At 71.0% G+C, this 19,693-nt stretch carries 15 protein-coding genes; 6 read left to right on the top strand and 9 right to left on the bottom strand.

Annotation, left to right across the window (positions count from 1 at the left end):
* Positions 1–21: 21 nt before the first annotated feature.
* The 3 genes from WME73_RS30305 to WME73_RS30295 all read left to right on the top strand — a co-directional run bounded on the left by WME73_RS30305 (position 22) and on the right by WME73_RS30295 (position 5,221).
* Positions 22–1,719, top strand: a complete 1,698-nt coding sequence (locus WME73_RS30305; protein ID WP_437911809.1) for a DUF1592 domain-containing protein — start codon at positions 22–24, stop codon at positions 1,717–1,719.
* A gap of 186 nt (positions 1,720–1,905) precedes the next feature.
* On the top strand, positions 1,906–3,600 hold the full coding sequence (locus WME73_RS30300; RefSeq protein ID WP_437911808.1) for a DUF1592 domain-containing protein: 1,695 nt from the start codon (positions 1,906–1,908) through the stop codon (positions 3,598–3,600).
* Between the two features lie 148 nt (positions 3,601–3,748).
* On the top strand, positions 3,749–5,221 hold the full coding sequence (locus WME73_RS30295; protein ID WP_437911807.1) for a protein adenylyltransferase SelO: 1,473 nt from the start codon (positions 3,749–3,751) through the stop codon (positions 5,219–5,221).
* A 1,329-nt stretch (positions 5,222–6,550) separates the two neighbouring features.
* Here WME73_RS30295 and WME73_RS30290 read toward each other — a convergent pair.
* Entirely contained in the window at positions 6,551–7,795 is a 1,245-nt protein-coding gene (locus WME73_RS30290) for a hypothetical protein (RefSeq protein ID WP_437911806.1), read from the bottom strand.
* Positions 7,796–8,214: 419 nt separating this feature from the next.
* Between WME73_RS30290 and WME73_RS30285 the strand changes: the two genes are divergently transcribed.
* Both WME73_RS30285 and WME73_RS30280 read left to right on the top strand, forming a co-directional pair.
* Positions 8,215–9,060, top strand: coding sequence for a helix-turn-helix domain-containing protein (locus WME73_RS30285; RefSeq protein ID WP_437739869.1), 846 nt, complete (start codon positions 8,215–8,217; stop codon positions 9,058–9,060).
* Between the two features lie 209 nt (positions 9,061–9,269).
* Entirely contained in the window at positions 9,270–9,620 is a 351-nt protein-coding gene (locus tag WME73_RS30280; protein ID WP_437911805.1) for a DUF1428 domain-containing protein, read from the top strand.
* Positions 9,621–9,673: 53 nt separating this feature from the next.
* On the opposite strand, the gene WME73_RS30275 is transcribed toward WME73_RS30280, so the two are convergent.
* The 4 genes from WME73_RS30275 to WME73_RS30260 all read right to left on the bottom strand — a co-directional run bounded on the left by WME73_RS30275 (position 9,674) and on the right by WME73_RS30260 (position 12,533).
* Positions 9,674–10,171, bottom strand: a complete 498-nt coding sequence (locus WME73_RS30275) for a hypothetical protein (protein WP_437911804.1) — start codon at positions 10,169–10,171, stop codon at positions 9,674–9,676.
* A gap of 38 nt (positions 10,172–10,209) precedes the next feature.
* Positions 10,210–10,581 (bottom strand): hypothetical protein, encoded by a 372-nt coding sequence (locus tag WME73_RS30270; protein WP_437739866.1) that lies wholly within the window; start codon positions 10,579–10,581, stop codon positions 10,210–10,212.
* 89 nt (positions 10,582–10,670) lie between these two features.
* Positions 10,671–11,489, bottom strand: coding sequence for a zinc-binding dehydrogenase (locus WME73_RS30265; protein ID WP_437911803.1), 819 nt, complete (start codon positions 11,487–11,489; stop codon positions 10,671–10,673).
* A gap of 63 nt (positions 11,490–11,552) precedes the next feature.
* The gene (locus WME73_RS30260) at positions 11,553–12,533 is read right to left on the bottom strand and encodes an aldo/keto reductase (RefSeq protein ID WP_437911802.1); all 981 of its coding nucleotides are present in this window, start codon (positions 12,531–12,533) and stop codon (positions 11,553–11,555) included.
* A gap of 50 nt (positions 12,534–12,583) precedes the next feature.
* Between WME73_RS30260 and WME73_RS30255 the strand changes: the two genes are divergently transcribed.
* Positions 12,584–13,195: a TetR/AcrR family transcriptional regulator gene (locus WME73_RS30255; RefSeq protein ID WP_437911801.1), complete on the top strand. Its 612-nt coding sequence runs from the start codon at positions 12,584–12,586 to the stop codon at positions 13,193–13,195.
* 298 nt (positions 13,196–13,493) lie between these two features.
* Here WME73_RS30255 and WME73_RS30250 read toward each other — a convergent pair whose 3' ends face one another.
* From WME73_RS30250 to WME73_RS30235, 4 genes are all read right to left on the bottom strand, one after another.
* Positions 13,494–13,892, bottom strand: a complete 399-nt coding sequence (locus tag WME73_RS30250) for a hypothetical protein (RefSeq protein ID WP_437791603.1) — start codon at positions 13,890–13,892, stop codon at positions 13,494–13,496.
* Between the two features lie 170 nt (positions 13,893–14,062).
* Positions 14,063–16,609 (bottom strand): helicase HerA-like domain-containing protein, encoded by a 2,547-nt coding sequence (locus WME73_RS30245; RefSeq protein WP_437911800.1) that lies wholly within the window; start codon positions 16,607–16,609, stop codon positions 14,063–14,065.
* 5 nt (positions 16,610–16,614) lie between these two features.
* Positions 16,615–18,810 carry a hypothetical protein gene (locus WME73_RS30240; RefSeq protein WP_437911799.1) on the bottom strand — a complete coding sequence of 732 codons (2,196 nt, stop codon included), beginning with the start codon at positions 18,808–18,810 and terminating at the stop codon, positions 16,615–16,617.
* Positions 18,807–19,676, bottom strand: a complete 870-nt coding sequence (locus WME73_RS30235) for a hypothetical protein (protein ID WP_437911798.1) — start codon at positions 19,674–19,676, stop codon at positions 18,807–18,809. The genes WME73_RS30240 and WME73_RS30235 overlap by 4 nt, the downstream gene beginning before the upstream one ends.
* Positions 19,677–19,693: the final 17 nt, after the last annotated feature.

Below are 19,693 nucleotides of genomic sequence, written 5' to 3'. Positions count from 1 at the left end.
GCTACGGCGGGAGGCTCTGTCATGAGACCTTTGAAAGCCGTACCTTCACTCGGCTTCTTCTCGGTGCTCTCGCTCCTCGTCGCCGGGTGCGAGATCACGATCGTGGGTGACGACACCGGCGGTGGCGATGGAGACGGCGGCGGCGGCGTTGGCCACGGCACCACGGTCAGCGTCGGGGAGGGCCCAGGCAGCGGCGGGGGGGATCCCTGTTTCCCCGGCGTCCCGGCGACGTCCCAGATCCCGCGCCTTCTCAACCGGGAATATGACGCGGCGGTGCGCGATCTGCTCGGCGTGACGGCGCTGGCGAGCGCCGGCAACGGCCCGCCGTCGACGCTGCTCGCCCCCGACTTCGAGGGGGACATGACAGATGTCGCATGGAACGCCTATCTCGCGGTCGCCGAGCAGATCGCCGCCGAGGTGATCGCCGGGCCGAACAGGTCCAGGTTCGTCAGCTGCGATCCGGCGGCGTCCGGGTGCCTCGAAGAGACGATCATCGACTTCGGTCGCAAGGCCTTCCGTCGTCCTCTGCTCGAAGAAGAGGTGCAGAGCTTCCTGCGGCTCACCGCGGTGGAGCCCCAGGGCACGCCCGACGAGATCGCCGAGGCCATCCTCTTCACCTTCCTCGCCTCGCCCTCGTTCCTCCTGCGCCCCGAGCTGGCGGAGGAGCCAGAGGGAAGCGCCGTCAAGCTCTCCAGCCACGAAGTGGCGGCGAGGCTCTCGTTCCTGCTCTGGGACTCCGTTCCAGATGACATCCTGAACGCCGCGGCCGACGCTGGCCAGCTCGCCACCAGGGAGCAGATCCTGGCGCAGGCGCAGCGGATGATCCGGATCCGCGAGAAGACGGCGCCGGTCGTCGTCGCCTTCCATCGTGATTATGCGGAGATTCGCCAGGGCTCGCACTGGGGAGTCCACGATCACGACACGACCGTGTACCCCGAGTTTTCCCCGGACGCGGTCGCTCCCATGATGGCGGAGATGGACGCCCTCTTCGAGGAGGTGGCGTTCGAAGGGGGGTCCTTCGAGGACCTCTTCCTGAGCAACGTCGCCTTCGTCAACGAGGACACCGCGGCGCTCTATGGGCTCGATCCAGCGAATTTCGGCGCGGAGCTGACGCGGGTGGAGCTCGACCCGACCGAGCGGCCGGGGTTCTTGACCCGCGTCGGGTTCTTGAGCTCCTACTCGTCCTACGCCGCCACGAGCCCGATCCTCCGGGGCGCGTTCATCTCGAGGCTGCTCGGGATCAGCCTGGTGCCCCCGCTTGCCGTGGAGCCTTTGCCCCCTCCGGGCGAAACCACCACGCAACGCCAGCGCGTCGAGGCGCTGACCTCCCCGGCGATGTGCGCCGGGTGCCACGGCCCTTACATCAATCCGCCGGGCTTCGTGCTCGAGAGGTACGACGCCGTCGGCAAGGTGCAGACCACCGATCCGCTCGGCGGCCCCATCGATGGAACCGCCGACGTCCACTTCGGCATGGACATCACCGAGACGATCGAGACACCGATCGAGCTGATGAACGAGCTCGCCGCTGCCCGGGCGGCCAAGCACCACTATGCCGAGCGGTGGGTCACCTTCGCCACCGGGCGGCAGCCGAACCCGAACGACATCTGCGACGTCGATGAGCTCGACGCCAAGCTGTCTGCCGACGGTTACACAATTCTCGACCTGCTCGCCGATCTTACCCAGACAGATTCGTTCCGTCTGCGCGTCCGCGGAAACTGAGGAGGGAATACGCCACGACGCCGGGCGGCGACGGGGCGCGGCGCTCGGCGTGACGCGGCGCTCCCTCGAAGCGCGCCCGAGCAGGCCCCACGCTGGCCGCATCGAAGCGGGCGCCGGGCCGACGTGCGCGACGAAATTGTGATCGCGGGGAAGCCCCCCGGGGATTGTACGCCGGGAGGCTTTGTCATGAGGCTCTGGCGCGCCGTATCCTCGCTCTGCTGCTTCGCGGCGCTCTCGCTCGTCGCCCCCGGGTGCGGGATCACGATCCTGGGCAAGGGCACCGACCGCGACGATCAGAGCGGCGGCAGCAGCGGCACCACCGCCGGCGTCGGGGGGGGATCAGGCGTCGGAGGGGGGGATTCCTGCGTGCCCGGCATCCCGGCGACGTCCCAGATCCCGCGCCTGCTCAACCGGCAGTACGACGCGGTGGTGCGGGATCTGCTCGGCGTGACGATGCTGGAGAGCGCCGGCAACCTCCCGCCGTCTTCGCTCCTCGTCCCCGACTTCGACGGGGACATGACAGAGCCCGCATGGAACGGCTATCTCGCGGCCGCCGAGCACCTCGCCGCCGAGGTGATGGGCGGGCCGAACAAACCGAGGTTCCTCACCTGCGATCCGGCGGCGTCCGAGTGCCTGGAAGAGACGATTACCACCTTTGGTCGCAAGGCTTTCCGCCGTCCTCTGCTCGAAGAAGAGGTGCAGAGCTTCCTGCGGCTCACCGCGGTGGAGCCCCAGGGCACGCCCGAAGAGATCGCCGAGGCCATTCTCTTTGCCTTCCTCGCTTCGCCCTCGTTCATCATGCGCCCTGAGCTGGCGCAGGAGCCCGAAGGAAGCGCGATCAAGCTCTCCAGCCACGAGGTGGCGGCGAGGCTCTCGGTCCTGCTCTGGGATTCCATTCCAGATGACATCCTGGACGCCGCGGCCGACGCTGGCCAGCTCGCCACCAGGGAGCAGATCCTGGCGCAGGCGCAGCGGATGATCCAGGACCGCGAAAAGACGGCGCCGGTCGTGGCCCGGTTCCATCGTGCTTATGCGGACATTCGCCCGGGGTCGCGCTGGGGAGCGGTCGAGCACGACACGACCCGCTTCCCCGACCACTCCCCGGACGTGGTGGCTCCGATGATGGCAGAGATGGATGCCCTCTTCGAGGAGGTGGCGTTCGAGGGGGGGTCGTTCAAGGACCTCTTCCTGAGCAACGTCGGTTACGTCAATCAGGACACCGCTGCGCTCTATGGGCTCGATGCGGCGGATTACGGCGCGGATCTGACGCGGGTGGAGCTCGATCCGAACGAGCGGCCTGGGTTCTTGACCCGCGTCGGGTTCTTGAGCTCCTACTCGCGTTATGGCGCCACGAGCCCGATCCTTCGGGGCGCGTTCGTCGCCAACAGGCTGCTCGGGATCGACCTGGCACCCGTGCCCAGCGCGAGCGAGACGCCGTGGCCTCCGGGCCCGTTCTCCACGGAGCGTGAGGCCATCGAGTCCATGACCTCCCCGGCGGGGTGCGCCGGATGCCACGGCACGTACATCAACCCGCCGGGCTTCGTGCTCGAGAGGTACGACGCCGTCGGCAAGGTGCAGACCATCGATCCGCTCGGCGGCGCCATCGACGGGACCGCTGACGTCACCTTTGGCGCCGACAACGTCAAGACGATCACGTCACCCATCGAGCTGATGAACGAGCTCGCCGCTGATCCGGCCGCCATGCGCCATTATGCCGAGCGGTGGGTCGCCTTTGCCACTGGACGGGAGCCAAACGGGAGCGACAAGTGTGACGTTCACGGGCTCAGCGTCAACCTGCTTGTCGACGGCTATACCATCCTCGATCTGCTCGCCGATCTCACCCAGACGGACTCTTTCCGCCTGCGCGTCATCGGGAACTGAGGAGGGAATACGGCAGGGCGAGGAGCCTGTTCGCTCGCCTTCGCGCGAACAGCCGAGCGTCCCTCGCTCCCGCGGCGCCGTGGCGTGGCCCGGCGGCGGGCTCTTCCGGCGGCTTGAGCGGCGGCACCTCCGCGCGTAAGGTTCGCCGATGAAGCTCCCGTTCGACAACACCTACGCCCGCCTTCCCGACCGCTTCCACGCGCGCGTCTCCCCCGCGCGGGTCCGCGCGCCGCGCGTCGTGAAGGTGAACCGCGCGCTCGCGGAGGTGCTCGGGCTCGACGCGGAGCAGCTCGCCTCGGCGGAGGGGGCGGAGGTGCTCGCGGGCAACGCGCTGGCCGAGGGCGCGGAGCCGATAGCGCTCGCGTACGCGGGGCACCAGTTCGGCAGCTTCGTCAGTCAGCTCGGGGACGGGCGGGCCATCCTGCTCGGCGAGGTCGTGGGCAGGGACGGCAAGCGGCGCGACCTCCAGCTCAAGGGCGCGGGGCGGACGCCGTTCTCGCGGGGCGGAGACGGGCGCGCGGCGCTCGGGCCGGTGCTGCGCGAGTACGTCGTGAGCGAGGCCATGGCGGCGCTCGGCGTGCCGACGACGCGCGCGCTCGCCGCGGTCACGACGGGCGAGCCGGTCTATCGCGAGGAGGTGCTCCCCGGTGCGGTGCTCACGCGCGTGGCCGCGAGCCACATCCGCGTGGGCACGTTCCAGTTCTTCGCCGCGCGGGACGACCGCGAGGCGCTGGCCACGCTCGCCTCGTATGCGCTCTCCCGGCATTACCCCGAGGCGGTGGGCAGCGGCAACGACGCACTGGCGCTGCTCGAGCGCGTCGTCGACGCGCAGGCGTCCCTTGTCGCGCGCTGGCTCGGCGTCGGCTTCGTGCACGGCGTGATGAACACCGACAACACGTCGATCTCCGGGGAGACCATCGATTACGGGCCGTGCGCGTTCCTCGACGAGTATGATCCCGCGAAGAAGTTCAGCTCGATCGATCGGGGCGGCCGTTACGCCTTCGGGAACCAGCCGCGCATCGCGCAGTGGAACATGGCGCGGCTCGCCGAGGCGCTCCTGCCGCTCCTGGCCGAGCGCGAGGAGGAGGCCGTCCGTCTGGCGACCGAGCGCGTGGAGCGCTTCTCCGCGCTCTTCGTCGCGGCCCACGCGCGCGTCCTGCGGGCCAAGCTGGGGCTCGCGCGCGAGGAGGAGGGAGATCTCGCGCTCGCCGCGGATCTGCTGGAGCGGCTCGCGTCGAACGGCGTCGATTACACGGTCTTCTTTCGCCGGCTGTGCGCGTCAGCGGCCGATCCAGCGGCCGACGCGCAGGTGGCCGCCCTGTTCGCGGAGCCCGGCGCCTTCCGCGACTGGGCCGAGTCGTGGCGCCGGCGGCTCGCCCGGGAGGAGGCCACGTCGGAGGCGCGCGCGAGCGCGATGCGGCTCGTCAACCCGGCGTTCATCCCGCGCAATCACCGGATCGAGGCGCTCATCCAGGCGGCCGTTCTGCGTGACGACTTCGAGCCGTTCGAGACGCTGGTGCGGGTGCTCGAGCGACCGTACGACGATCAGCCGGAGAGCGCGCATCTGAGCGAGCCCCCGCAGCTGGACGAGCGCGTGCAATACACGTTCTGCGGGACCTGACCATTCTCGAACAGCGAGGCATCTCAGGGAGTCGTCCATAACGGTCGGGCACCAACGTAAACGTGAACGTGAACGTTCGGATATGGGAGAACGCGGCGGGAAGCTTGGTTAACGCGTAGGAGGGCTGGTGGACGGTTCGACGGGGTGATAAACTACCGTTTCTTCGAGCGTTCGGGCGGCAATCACCCTCCAGGAACCGGCCACCATGAGTCAGAGGAAAGGCAAGCCGCGCCCCGCGTCAGGAAAGAAGGCCCGTCGAGACGCCCGCAAGGACGCCGCGGGCCGCGTGCATCTCACGGTCCTTCGCGACCCCGCGAGCGGGCACGAGCGCGTGGCGCTCAGGAGCCCGGTGTTCCGGGAGGCGTGGCAGAACGACATCGCGGCGGCCGCGGCGAACACGGCTTATTCCGCCCTGCGCGGGGAGCCGAGCGTGGATGGCGCGGTCGAGCTGGCGCGGGACGCGATGGCGGCCACGTCGCGGCGTTGCCGTCGGCCAGCTCCGGGAGCCACATCGTGGCGGTGTTGTTATGTTCCAGATCAAAGAACCCAGACGGAAGCAGCAAGGGCGTCTTTTGCGACCGACACGCGACGTTCGGTGGCTGCCCTGCTCCCCGCGCACCACATCCTCTCATGTCGAGAGGATGTGGTGCAATGATGTGTCGGTGAGGGCTCTCATTTTTTTCTGTGATTGACGCTCTAATTTTTCATCAAAGGCATGCGAGAACATTTTGATGTTCACCCAAGTGCGCTTTTCGTCAAAGGCATGAGGGAACCCATGGATGTTCACCCATGCGCGCCCGCAGCCTCTCGCGCGAGCTCCGCGAGCAGGCCGCCGCCCACCGGCCGTGGCCGCGGTTCGCAGCGGCCAGAACGGAAGGCCGGCGACGACTCGGCATGTCCAGCTTGGTGATGGCGGAGCTGTCGCGCTGTACGTCCGCGCCGCCACGCGCAATGACGCGGCGTGGGGCGAGTGCTGCTCTATTGCCGCGCTGCCCCTGAACGGAGCCGCCCTGCGTCATTCACCCCGTGCGGGCTCCAGGGCACGGCCACGAACGTCTGATGAGACGCGGTGAGCTTGGCGGGGAGGAGCCCCGCCCGAAGGACGCGATCGTCGATCGTCCGTGGACCTCGCGATCGCCGGAGGGCCGTTGAACGGCGCGAGATCTCGGTGGTCGTGATCAGGGCGCCGGCGGCGTCGAACGCGTGGAGGTCGAGCGCCGTGCCCTGTGTGCCCGCTCGTGGGGCTTCCGCTCAACGCGGGCTCTGTTTTCCGTGCGGGCCGCGGGGCCGAGGGAGGCCCCCGGCCCGCACGGTGGAGGGGCCCTCCGCTCAGAGGAGCTTGAGATAGGCGACCATGTCCGCCTCTTCCTGGGCGGTCAGGGTCGAGCGCCCCCCGAGGATCGGGGCGGCCAGGATCGGCGCGGCCTCGAAGGCCAGCTTGTAGTGGTGGACGAGATCCTCCAGCGTAGGGGCCGAGTTGTCGTGGAAATAGGGCGCCGTCTCGTTGATGCCCCAGAGGGAGGTCGTCTTGCCGTCCCCCAGGACGTCCAGGGTGCCAAGAACGAGAGCGGAGCCCGGATCGGCGGCCAGCATCGAGAGGACGCCGTTCTCGAGCCTCGGCTGGTAGACGGCGATGAGCGGGAAGTACAGATCCGGATCGGAGCAGAGGAGGCCGCTCCCGTCCGACGGGCACGCCATGGCGTAGCGACGCATCGGGTTCGGCGTCGGCCGCACCTCCGAGGTGCCGAGGACCTCGCCCGAGAAGCCGGTCAGCACGCCGGTGATCCTGGTGAACGCCCCGAAGGGGAACTGCTCGCTGCTCGTGTTCAGCATGGGCCCGCTGTGGCACTGGCCGCAGACTCCGTTCGGGAGAAAGTGCTTGCGCCCGCGCTTCTCGGACCGCGTGTGGCCGCGAGGCAGCTCGGGCTCAGGCCCGCCGTGCGCATAACGGCGCAGCTCTCGCGAGCTGAACAGCGTCCGCTCGTAGTCGGCGATCTTCTCGAGCTGCCGCCGCGTGGGCGTGACCGTCGGCTCGAAGTGCGCCAGGATCGCGTTCGCGGCCTGCGTCTCGAGGTCGGGCTCACGGGCATCGAACGTGATGAGCGGATCGAGCGCGGGCGAGTTCTTGACGGAGGGGACGCCTCGGAAGACGGTCACGCTCGTTGCCGCGGGGTCGTCGTAGATCCAGACGTTCGGGGGCAGCGGGAACTCGAAGCGGATCGTGGCCTCGTTGAGGAGCCGCGTGTAGCTGTCGCCGACGCCGTCGTCGCTGTCGATCGGGCGGAAGAGGGGATCGTTCGGGTTGGCCGCGTACCGCGCCTGCACGTCCGCCGGGGAGATCGTGCCGGTCTCCTCGCTGTGGCAGGTCACGCAGCGGCGCCCGTTGCCGCCGAAGGTCGCTCTCTCGAAGAGCTGCTCGCCGCTCTGGACCCGGTACGCCTGGGCGGCGACCGCGACGAGCTCGCCTGTGTCCCACTCCTCCTGCCCCGCGCAACCCGCGGCCCCCAGCAGCGGGATAAGGAGGAAGAGACAGGCCATGAACACGCCTTGATGCGAATTGAACATGTGATTCATAAACCCTCCCTGATAGTGAGTCTGACAGGGGAGCGTCGCCCGGAGCGAACACGGTGTCGTGATCGCGCCGGTCGAGGGACGCGCGCCCAATCCGAGCGCGCAGCCATCATGTTTGATCTAGATCACGGTGATTCGGGCGTCCGCGCGAGGTTGCGGCGCGCCGCGAAGAGGACCCCCAGGTGACCTCGCAGTTTTCAGAACAAACGAATCGGTCCCCAGCTGTCAAGGGAGCTCAGCCGTGCTCGATCCGATTGCCATGGTGTGCGTGTTCGTGGGGTTCAGGTCGCCGATGCGCGCTGGGTGCCGCCGCTGTGTGACACCGCGTCGCCTGCCGGACCGAGGGAGCCTCGAGGGCCTGGCCTGGCCAGGCCGGTCCGGAAGCCTGCCCCATCAACGCGTGTTACCCTGCGACGGTGGTCATGGAGTCGCAGCTTACAATCGACGCCCTCGAGACCGGCGCGATCCACGTACATGCCTGCCGCGCGCCGGAGATCTGCTCGATACAGCGCGCCGCCGTGCACACCTATTCGGTCCTCGCCTTTCACCTCGGCGGCCGGATGCGGGTGGAGCACCGCGGCGAGCTGGAGCTCACGGCTGGCCAGGTCCACCTCATCCCGGCCGGTGATGCCCACCGGTGGCTCACGGCGAGCAAGGTGGATCTGCGCGGCGTGGCCTTCTGTCGCTCGTGCCTCCCTCAGGATCGTTTTCAGGAGCTGCTCGCCCCGCTCGACCGCGTCCGGCGCGGGGCTTTCCCGGTCGTCGAGCTGCCGACCAGCAGGCAGCCCCACGTGCTCGGCCTGCTCGAGGAGCTCGAGCGCGAGCTGTCGCGGTCCTCGGGCATGCTGCCCGTCGTGGCCGAGAGCCTGCTCGGGCTCCTGCTCGCCGAGATCGTGCGCGCCGCCCCGCGCGACGCAGCTCCCCCCGAGGCCCCCTCGATCGTGGCCGAGGCGCTCGCCGTGATCGAGGCGCGCTGTCTGGGACCGCTGACCCTCGGTGAGGTGGCCCGCGCGGTGCACCGATCCCCCGCCTACGTCACGACCGCGGTGAAGCGGTCGACGGGCCGCTCCGTGGTGGCGTGGATCCTCGAGGGCCGCCTCGCCGAGGCGCGGCGTCGCCTGCGCGACACGGACGAGCTCGTCGAGATCATCGCCGAGCGGGTCGGTTATGCCGACGCCAGCCAGTTCAGCCGCCTCTTCCGCCGCCGCCACGGCGTGGCCCCGGCCGCGTGGCGCGCCCGCGAGCGCGCGCTGCCTCGCCCTGGGTGATCGTCCGGCAGGCCCGTCGCGCCGAGCGCGCTTTCCGGCCGGATCGAGCGCCGTGAGCCCTCGCGCGCGGCCGCCAGGCGGCCTTGCAGCGAAGTTGCCTTCGCCGATCGCGTGGGGCATCACCCCGGTCCCCGAGCTGGTCGGCACGCCGCCGCGCGGGTCGCGGCGGCGGTCCGTCTGGAACGGGGCCGAACGAGAGGAGAACAACGATGAGCTACGTCGACGGTTTCGTTGTGCCCGTGCCCGCGGGCAAGAAGCAGGCTTATCGCGATCTGGCCGAGAAGGCCGCGGCGGTGTTCAAGAAGCACGGGGCGATTCACGTCGTCGAGTGCTGGGGCGATGACGTGCCCGACGGCAAGATCACCGACTTCAAGGGCGCGGTGAAGGCGGAGGAAGGCGAGGTCGTCGTCTTCTCGTGGATCGTCTGGCCCTCGAAGGAGGTGCGGGACGAGGGCAACAAGAAGGTAATGGAGGACCCGCTCATGAAGATGGACGAGGCTGCGCCCTTCGACGCAAAGCGGATGATCTACGGCGGGTTCGACGTCCTCGTCGACGTCTGACCGGCAGGCTGCGGTCCTCGAGCCCGGCCCCGGTCAGGCGGGCCCCGGGCCGGTCACGGCGGGGCGGCGTCGATGGGGTAGGTATCGATGACCGCATCCCAGAGGTCAACGTGATGGACGAGGCTCACGGCAAAGTGCGCCTCGTCCAGCTCCACGAGGATGGGGTCGGACTCGTCCCAGCTCGCACCGGCGAGGACTGCGGCCACGCAGCCGGCAGCAAGCTCCTTGCGGCCTCCGTCCTTGAGCGCAGAGACCCTGGCGCGAGCCCAGCCGGTACGAGCATCGAGCAGCAGAGCGACAGTCGCGGACGGGAATGCGCGCTCGAGGTGGGGGAGCGCTCGAGAGGCGGCTGACGGATCACCTCCAGGGGTGGCGATCAGGACGAAGAGCTCCGAGGTACGGGGGTCGCCCTGGAGCGCGGCGCTGTAGCGAAAGAACTGAGGGCTGTGCTCGACACCAGGGACCGGCAGCATGACGAAGCGGCTCGGCGTGACCTCACCCGCCCCAGGATGTCCGGGCGGAACGAGGAACCCGTCCTCGATAGGCTTCACCTCAGCCGACACGGCGTGCTGGCGCGCCGCGCGCGCCGTCATCCGGGGCCCCGCAGCGCCTCGACAAGCGCCTCGACCAGCGCGCGCACCGGGAGCGAGGACGACCGCTCGCCGAGCAGCTCGAGCACGTCCTCGTCGTCCTCGCCGCACGAGAGCTGTACGGCCGCGACAACGGCCCCGTCGCGCTCGACCGCCAGGTCGAAGATCCCCTCCTCGTCGCTCACCGGCGCGCCGAGCAGCGCCGACAGCCGGCGGCCAAGGAGCTCGGCCAGCGGCTCGTCACCGTCGAGGCTCGCCTCGTCGGGCTCGATGGTGGCCTGGACCGCGCGCGTCGGCGCCCCGCTCACCTCGGCGCCCTCGCGATCGAGCCGGAAACGAAAGCCACGCGCCTCGAAGAACCCCGTCGTCACGCGCGCGATCAAGGCACGCCGCGGGCGCGCCGGCAAGCAGGGCGGGTGACCCACGCCCATGGCGGTTCGCGGGCGGTCACGGTGGAACGTCACGACGTGACGTCCACCAGGACCTTGCCGACCGCGCCGCTCTCCACGGCCCTGTGCGCGTCGGCGGTGCGGTCGAGCGGAAAGCGGACCAGCGGCAGGCCGTGCTCCTCGCCGACCGGCAGGGCGCCGGCGCGGACGGCGGCGGCGACGTCCTCGACCGCCGCGGCGCGCGCCTCCGGACCGGCCGTGTAGAGCGCCAGGAACTGGAAGCGTGCGTTCAGCACCATGGTCCGCAGCACGTCCAGCTCGACCGGCTTGCCACCGTCGTTGGCGTAGGTCGCGATCGTGCCGCGCGCCCGCAGCACGGCCAGGTCCAGCGCGAGGTTCGCGCCGAGCGCCACCTCGGCGACGATGTCGACGCCATTCGGGGCGATCTTGCGGATCTCGGCGGCCGGGTCGCCCTCGCGGTAGTTGATCACGTGGTGGGCGCCGGCGGCGGTGGCCAGCCGGGCCTTCTCCGGGCCGCTGATCGTGCTGATCACGGTGGCGCCCGCCCATCGGGCGAGCTGGATCACCGCGTGCCCGACCGCCCCGGCCCCGCCCGCGGCGAGCACCACCCTGCCGTCGAGCGCCCCGGGCCGCAGGCGGCGCGGTCCGTCCTCGGCGACGGTGAGCGCGCGGTGCGCGGTGAGCGCGGGGACGCCGAGCGAGGCGCCGACGTCGAAGCTGGCCTCTTCGGGCAGCGGCACGGCCCGCTCGGCGGGCACGACGGTGAACTCAGCGGCGGTGCCGGTGGGCCGCCCGGCGGCGGCCATGAACAGCCAGACCCGCTGACCGACCCGGCTCTGGTCGACCCCCTCACCGATGGCGTCGATCACGCTCTCCCGGCGCGGCCAGGAGTTCCGTCTGGGTGTCCGGCGTGGGGTCGCGACCCGGGTCGCTCAGCGCGCCGCGTACTTCATGACGAACGAGGGGTACCGATCGCCGACGATCGCGCCCGGCGCGAACGCAGCGTCGAGCTGCGCGAGCTCGTCCGGGGAGACGCGCACGTCGAGCGCCGAGAGGTTCTCGTCGAGCCGCGCGCGCCGGCGGATGCCGACGAGCGGCACGATGTCGTCGCCGCGCGCGCGCAGCCACGCGATGGCCAGCTGGGCTGGCGTGCAGCGCTTCCGGGCGGCCAGCTCGACGAGCGGGCGAGCGGCGCGGACATTCTGCTCCAGCGCGTGTCCTTCCATCCGCGGCGCCACGAAGTGCGCGCCAGGGCTCGGCGCCGTCGCGCCGCTGAGCAGCCCGTCGGCGAGAACGCGGTAGGCGACGATGCCGATCCCGAGCTCGCGCGCGGCCGGCAAGATCTCTGCTTCGATGAAGCGGCACGCGAGCGAGTACTCGATCTCGAGCGCGGTGATGGGGTGCACGGCGTGCGCGCGGCGCAGGAGCTCCACGCCGACCTCGGACACGCCGACGTGACGGACTTTGCCCTCGCGCACGAGGTCGGCGATGGCGCCGATCGTCTCCTCGAAGGGCACGTCGGGATCGGGCCGCCCGGGCTGGTAGAGGTCGATCTCGTCGACGCCGAGGCGCTGGAGCGAGTAGGCCGCGAACGTCTTCACCGTGGCCGGGCGGCCGTCCATCCCAAGGAACTTCCCGCCCGGGGACCGCAGCATGCCGAACTTCACGCTCACGAAGGCCCGGTCGCGCCGGCCTTCGATGGCGCGTCCGATGAGCGCCTCGTTGTGCCCCATGCCGTAGAAATCGGCGGTGTTGAGGAGGCTCATCCCTGCGTCGAGCGCCGCCTGGATCGTGGCGACGCTCTCGGCGTCGCTGCCGGCGCCGTGGCCGGGCGACATGCCGCCGCAGCCGAGGCCCAGCGCGCCGACGAGCGGGCCGTTCTTGCCGAGATGCGCGCGCGGTATCATGGGCATCGTTCGACCCCCTCAATGTTAGAGCGAACGCTCTATCAATGAATCGCCGCATGCGCACTGTCAACCCCGAGCAGCACGAGAAGAAGCGTCGCGAGCTCCTCCGCGCCGCCCTGCGCCGCTTCGCCGCCGAGGGCGTGCAGGCCTCCATCGCGAGCATCTGCGCCGAGGCGGGCGTCAGCCCTGGGCACCTCTACCACTACTTCCCGAGCAAGGAGGCCATCCTCGAGGGCCTCTTCCAGCTCGTGCTCGACGAAGCGGCCACGCACCTGTCGGGCGACGTGCAGGACGCGCGCGACCTCCCCGCGCTCGTGGCCGATCTCTACAGCGGCAAGGGGCCGTCCCTCCTCTTCGACCTGCTCGCCGAGTCGCAGCGCAACGCCGCGATCGCGGATCGGCTCCGGCGCCACAGCGCCGAGATGAAGCAGCTCCTCGCCAGCGCGATCGCCCGCGGACAGGCCGCCGGCCTCGTCGACGACACGTTGCCGGCGGCGGACCTCGCGACCATGCTGCTCGCCGTGCTGGACGGCAGCAAGGCGATCCGGCTACGCGATCCGGCCGTCGACCGCGGCCACGCGCGCGAGATGCTGCTCGCGCTCGTGTCGCGCGTGCTCGGCAACCGGCCCACGTCGCCGACCGCAAGCGCCGCGACGGCAGAGGATTGACCGCTCGCGCTCGCGCAGCGCTTCACCGTGCGCGTACGCCTGCGCCGCGCGACTGCCCGACCCCGCTCCGCTGCTCGAAGCAGAGCTCCTCGCCAGCGCGCAGATGCTCATCGCGCGCCACCCCGATCTGCTGCTCCCCCCGACGTGGCAGCGCTTCGCCCTCCGCCGCCCCTGCGCGCCGCTCGCGCCCTCCTCGGCCTCATCGACACCCTGCTCGGCGACAGGCGAGGAAAGGCGGAGCGCAGACGAGATGACGGGGGAAATGCGCAGACCGCGGTAAGGCGCCGGTACGGATGGGCTATGTCAGTCGTCGGATACCGACCATAGCAAGCGCGCCGCCAATCGCAATGGGGAGAAGCAGTTGCCATGTGAACTCGGGACGTGTCTCCCTCGTGGCGTTGATATAGAACGCTATGCCGGCAATCAAGGTGATGACACCCCCAAGGATCAGGCAGAAGTAGGCACCAAGCCTCTGCCAGATGGAGAGACTCGGCTTGGGCGCAGTGGCCGCCGGCGTGAGCTGGGGTAGAGCCAGACGCCGCAAGGCGACGAATGCGGCCGGAGCTCCGATCCACAGGAGACCGTACTCTCCCAAGAGCGGTATCCGAGAGAGCGCGCCAGCCACTGCGAGCCCAAGGAGCGCCGCAGGCACATCCCAGAAGTGTAGCGTCGGGTTCCTTGGGTTTCCGCTTGCCATGTCGATCTCCCTGCCAGATGTCATTCTGTTACGAAAACTCGATCTGGAGCCGGAAGCCAGGGCGAGTGGGGCCGACTCCATCAACTCGCCCACGAAGCATGGGGCGATGCCGGAACCGAGCGCCTCGCGGCGCAGGTGAGAAGGCGTCGACCCCGCCCTCGCTCGCCGCCTCACCCGCCCGTGCCACGGAGCCCCGCCTCGGTGACGGCCCGCTCCACGCGGTCGGGCGACCATGCGCCGGCGTGGCGCGTGAAGAGCGTTCTCCCCTTGAACGCGCGGCCCGCGAGCTCCGCGGGCATGTCGGGCCAGCGCGCGACGAAGCTCCCCTTCGGCGCCCCCTTGCGCGCGGCGACCCACGGAGGGGCCCCGCCCTCGATCGTGAACCAGTCGATCACGCGCTCCACGTCCTGGGCCGCCTCGAGCCGCCCGATGAGCTTCGTGCTCGTGTTGCCGAACACGTTGTAATCCACCGATCGAGGGCTCTGGGTGCACAGCAAGCAGCCGACGCCGTACTTCCGGCCCTGGGTGAACAGCCGGATGAGCGGCTGCTTGGCGGGCGGCTTGCTGCCGCCGGCCGGGATCCAGTCGCGCGCCTCGTCGATGTAGAAGAGCAGGTTCACGCCGCCGGAGGTCGCGTCCACGGTCGTGATCATCCAGCGGTACAGCTCCGTCGCGAGGGCGGCGAGGAAGAAGTGTTTCTCATCGTCGTTGCTGAGCGCGTTCAGGTAAACGACGTTGAGCGGGACGCGCCCCGGCTTCGAGGGCCGTAGCAGCTCGGTGAAGTCGAGGCGCGTTCCGCCCGAGAAGAGCCGCGCGGACGGGCCTTGCACGAACGTGTTGAGCTTTCGCGCGAGCCGCTCGCGCTCGGACTTGCGGATCAGGCTGTCGACGTCGTCGATGCCGAGGTCCTCGGGCGCGGTGACGGCGGCCACGATGTCCCTCAGCCGGACCGGCGCCGCGCGCGGCAGGTGCCGCAGCACCTGGTAGAGGAACGTGCGCTGCGACTCCTCCTCGCCGCCGCACGCGCACAGGCTGACGAGGTTGGCCGCCACCGCCACGAGCAAGCCCTCCTCCTCCTCGGCGCGGAGCGCGGGGTTCGCGATGTGCGAGAGCTCGCCCGCGCTGGGGAGCCGCAGGGGGTCGAGGCAGAGCCGCAGGCCGTGCGAGGACCCGGGCGTGAGGATGCGCGGTTCCATGCGCTCCCTCAGCTCCTCCCACGCGCGGTGCAGCTCCGCCGGCACGTCGGACGGCGGGCGCGCTTCCATCATCTGGACGAGATCGCCCTGGGGGTCGATCGCGACGACGGGGACACCGGCGCGCAGCGCCTCCTCCGCGATGACCTTGGCCATCCACGTCTTGCCGCTCCCCGCCGCGCCGACGACCGAGACGTGCGTCCGGAGCACCGCAGGGTCCACGCGAACGGGCGAGCCGCCGTCGTCGAAGCCGAGGAGCATGCCGGTGACGCTCGCGGTCCGGGCCTCCGGCGGCCTCGCTCCCGCGTCGAGCGCCGCGGGGGTCGAGCGCTCACCGCCTGGCGGCGCCTCCGCCGGCCTGGCACCGCCTGGCGGCGCCTCCGCCGGCCTGGCGCTGGCACCGCCCGGCGGCGCCTCCGCGGGCGCCTTTCGCCCGCGGCCCCGCGCCGGCGCCGGCTTCGGGCGCTCGACGGCCGGCTTCACGACCGCCAGCGCCTCATCGAGCTCGGGATCGTCCTCCACCATCGGCTCGTCCGCGGCCGGCTCGTCCGCCGCCGGCGCGCTGGCCGCGGCGGGCTCGCGCCCCTCCGGCGATCCGCCGCCGCGCGTGGCCTCCAGCGCCGTCCAGCGCCTGTCCCACGCGCCCACGTCCTTGTGGCCGAGCTGCGCGACGCACGCCCCGGAGCGCTCGTGCTTGCAGCCGCCGCAGTACGCGCGGTCGCCCGGCGGGGCGAGCCCGCCCGCGCCCACCGCGTGGTCGGACCAGGCCACCATGCTGGCGATGAGCTCGTAGACCTTGCCGCGCTTCGCCTCGATCTCCTCCCAGCGCGCCTCGCGGACGCTGCGCGTGGGGTGCAGGTAGAACACCGCCACGTCCGGCCGGGTGCCGTGCTGGTGGTGGTGCATCAGCGCGTACGTGAAGATCTGGAAGAGATCGCTGTTCGGGGAGGTCGCGGGCGTGAGCTTGTAGTCGACGATGCGGTGCTTCCCGAGCCGCGGATCGAAGTACACGTAGTCGATCGCCCCGGTCACGTGGACGTGAACGTCCTCCCCCACGTGGAACGTCACGTCGACCCGCTTGCGCGAGTCCCCGAAGAGCTGCGCCCGGAGCTCCGCCGCGGGCAGGCCCGCGGCCCTCGCGTGCGCCGCGAGCCGCGCGAGCTCCTCCATGTAGAGCTGGACCGCGGAGATGAAGCCCAGCCGCAGCGGCACCGGGCGCGCCGCGAGCGCGTCGAGGTTCAGGCAGGAGGCGTTGAACCAGCGCATCAGCGCCTGCTGGAGGCCCGGGGCGTCGCCGGCGGCCTCCAGCGCCGCCAGCACCTCGTCCGAGCTCGCCGCGGCGGCGTTGAAGCGCTCCACCGCGGTGTGGAACAGCGCGCCGCAGCCCGGCGCCTCCCCGCCCTTGCGCCAGATACGGCTCACGACCGTCCGCCCGTCCTGCCGCTCGGCCGTGGCGCGCGCGTCGAACCAGTGGAGCCTCGGGCACGTCGCCGCGACGCGGAGCTGGGTCACGTTGACGTGCACGAGCCTCACTTCTTGCCCCGCAGCTGGACGAAGAGGTCGTCGTCGGTCGCGGTCGCGTGGACGTGGCCCTCGTCATGGAGCGCCTGCGCCGTCTTCTTGATGTGCGACCACACCTCCGGGAAGCGCTTCTCGTGCAGCTTCTTCCGGCTCGCGAAGATCTGCGCGAGCTCCTTCGCCATCAGGCCGAGGCGCCACGACAGCTCGGCCATGATGTGCTCCCGCGTCTGCTGCGGATCCCACGCCGGGGGCGGCGTCGAGTCCCCGCCGCCCTTCACGAGCTCCTCGGTGAGCAGCTCGCGCAGCAGCGGGTGCGCCAGCAGGAGGCTCTGGCGCTCGAAGGACGCCAGCACCTCGGCCTCGGTCACCTTGCGGTACTGCCCGCGGGGGTGCTCGATCTCGAGATCATGGCTCCTCGTGGCGCCGAGGAGCCCCACCAGCGAGTCGAGCTCCGCGTGCCCGGCGAAGTCGAGGTGGAGGTGGAGGAAGCGCTGGCGGCCCAGCTTGCAGAGCGCGTCGTACGCGGCCTTGCCGGCGCCGCCGAGCCGCAGCGGCCGGCGCTCCTCGTCGGTGACCAGGATGCGCTTGTCCGTGTGCTTCGTGTCCTCGACCATGCGCTGGAGCGGCAGCCGCGCGCCGTGCCCGCTCGGCGCGCAGAGGAACGTCACGCCGGTGGTCACGATGACGCCGTCCGCGCGCTTCTCCTTGGCCACGAGGTGGTGCGCGGGGGCGGTCTTGCCGCGCTTCTTCGCGGTGGCGTGCTCGACGCTCAGGAGCGTCGAGGCGCCCTTGCCGGCGCACCTGGCGAGCAGGTGGTGGGTCAGGCTCGCGAGGTTGTCCTCGTCGGGCGGCAGCGACGCCTGCTGCAGCCGGCGGCGGGTCGTGCCCTCGACGAGCTTCTTCTTCACCTCGGCGTCGATGACGTCCTCCAGCTTCACCGGCGGCGGCTTCGGCCCGTCCTCGGGGCCGGGCCACTCCTTGAGCCAGCGCTTGCCGCCGACGGCCGCGAGCCGATCCTGCTGCGCCTCCCAGCGGTCGCGCGCCCAGAGGATCGCGTCCCGCGGCCGGAGCTCCTGCACGCCGTCGAGGCGCCGCTCGAGCCACGCGCTGCCGAGCGGGAAGAGCCGATCGCGCTTGCGCGCGGCGATGACCTCCTCGATCTCCTTCTCCTCGAAGCCGGAGAGCGCGGCGTCGAGCCGCCCCTCGAGGATGGCGCGGGCCTCCTCCGGCGAGACCATGTGCAGCTCGAGGATCCGCTCGGCGATGCGGTCCCACGCGGCCGCCGGGATCACCTCGCCGGTGCGCAGGGAGAGCATCGACTGCTTCACGCCCGAGACGATCACGACGAGGTGCTTCGCCCGGTCGAGCAGCGCGTGCGCGTACGACATCAGGGCGCGCACGGCCTCGGCGTCGAGGTTGTCGATCTGGTCGAGGCAGAGCACGAGCGGGAGCTCGGCGAGGGCGCACAGGTGCGCGAGGACGTGGAGGACGCGCTCCACCGCGGCGTCGTCCGCGAGGGCGAGGCCGTCCTCCCCGGCCGCCTGGTCGAGCAGGCGCGCCTCGTCGGGCCCGAGGGTCTCGCCGGAGAGCCACAGCACCGCCGCCTGGGCGCGCTTCTCGGCGCCGGCGTCGCCGAGGCTCGCGTGCGACGTCCCGGTGAGGAACGCGTTGAGCACGGGGATGACCGCGTTCTGCGGGTCGATCTTGGCGCCGAGGCGGGCCAGCGCCTCCTTGCGCGCCTCGATCTCCTTCGGGCCCGTCATCATCCTGCGGCCCTTGAGCGCGCCCGTCCGGATGACGGCGCGGTTGAGGACGGTGTAGAGGCGCGACTGCGTATAGTCGCTGCCGCGGTGCCCCGCGAGATCGCTGACGGTCGCGTTGAGCACGTACCGGAGCATCCGCTCGGGCGAGGCGAGGATGTTGTGCAGGTAGACGACCGTCGCCCTGTCTTCCCCGGCCCACTGGAACAGCCGCGCGAGCAGGTGGCTCTTGCCGACGCCTGGCGCGCCGATGAGCAGCGCGCCGATGCTGACCGGCTCCTTCGCGGCGTCCTGCACGACGCGCACGAGCTTGGTGAAGGCGCTCTTGTGGATCGACTCGACCGTGGCTTCGCCGCCCCCGACGTCGGTGATGCGGTGGCTGCGGAACGGGTTGGTGCCCCGGACCGCCGCCAGGAAGCGCTCGAACGTCGGCTCCTCGCTCATGCGTCGTCCCTCCGCGCCACGTAGACGAGCAGGTTCCCGGCCTCCATGATGCCGGCGTCGCGCTCCGCCTCGGCCATCTGGTGATGGCGGCCGTCGGACGGGTCGAGCGAGTAGCGCCGCTGCCGCCGGAGCGCGGCGAGCTCCTCGTCGAAGGTGGCGCGCGGGATGTCCGGCAGCGCGGCGCGGAGCGCGTGGAGGGTGACGTAGTTGAGGCGGCCGGAGGCGCGGTCGAGCGAGGAGAAGGCGGCGTCGAAGCGATCGGCGAAGGAGATGGCCGGCGCGCCGGGGCCGCCGGGGGCCGATGTGCCGGCGCTGCCGGGGGCCGAGCTGCCGGGGCCGTCGGCGGCCGTGGGGCGGGCAGCGCCGTCGGTCGCGATCGCGGCGGGCCGCGCCGGCGCGCCGGCGGCCGGGAGGACGGCGTCTGCGAGGAAGAAGAGCAGCGGCTTCTTCCCGAGCAATGCGCCGATGGTGCGGGGGAGCCGGCGCTCGGCGATGCGCTGATCGAGCGCCGCCTTGAACGCGCGGCTCAGGGCGGGAAAGAGGCCCTTAGGGAGCTGCGCCAAATCGACCGCGGGAGCGTCGGCCGTCCGCGCCGACTGGAGCTGCACCTCCAGGAGCCGATCGGACTGCGCGACCGCCTCCAGGTCCTCCGCGAGCAGCACCAGCGTGGCGCTGGGGGCTGGCTTCTTCTTGCCTCCCGCGGCGCGGGAGAGCAGCACGCGCCCCTTCGCCTCCCTGGTCGTCAGCGCCTTGCTCGTCACCGCGAGCGTGTCACCGGTCAGCTCCGTCAGCCGCTCGAGCGTCGGCGGGTACGACGCGCCGCCGAGCTGCTTCTGGGACTCCAGGACGCCGAGGAGCTTCGGCACCGGCGAGGGCGGCGGCT

This window comes from Sorangium sp. So ce302, from assembly GCF_051530145.1.
Lineage (GTDB): Bacteria > Myxococcota_A > Polyangia > Polyangiales > Polyangiaceae > Sorangium > Sorangium cellulosum_B.
This window is presented reverse-complemented; position numbering and strand designations above follow the sequence as displayed.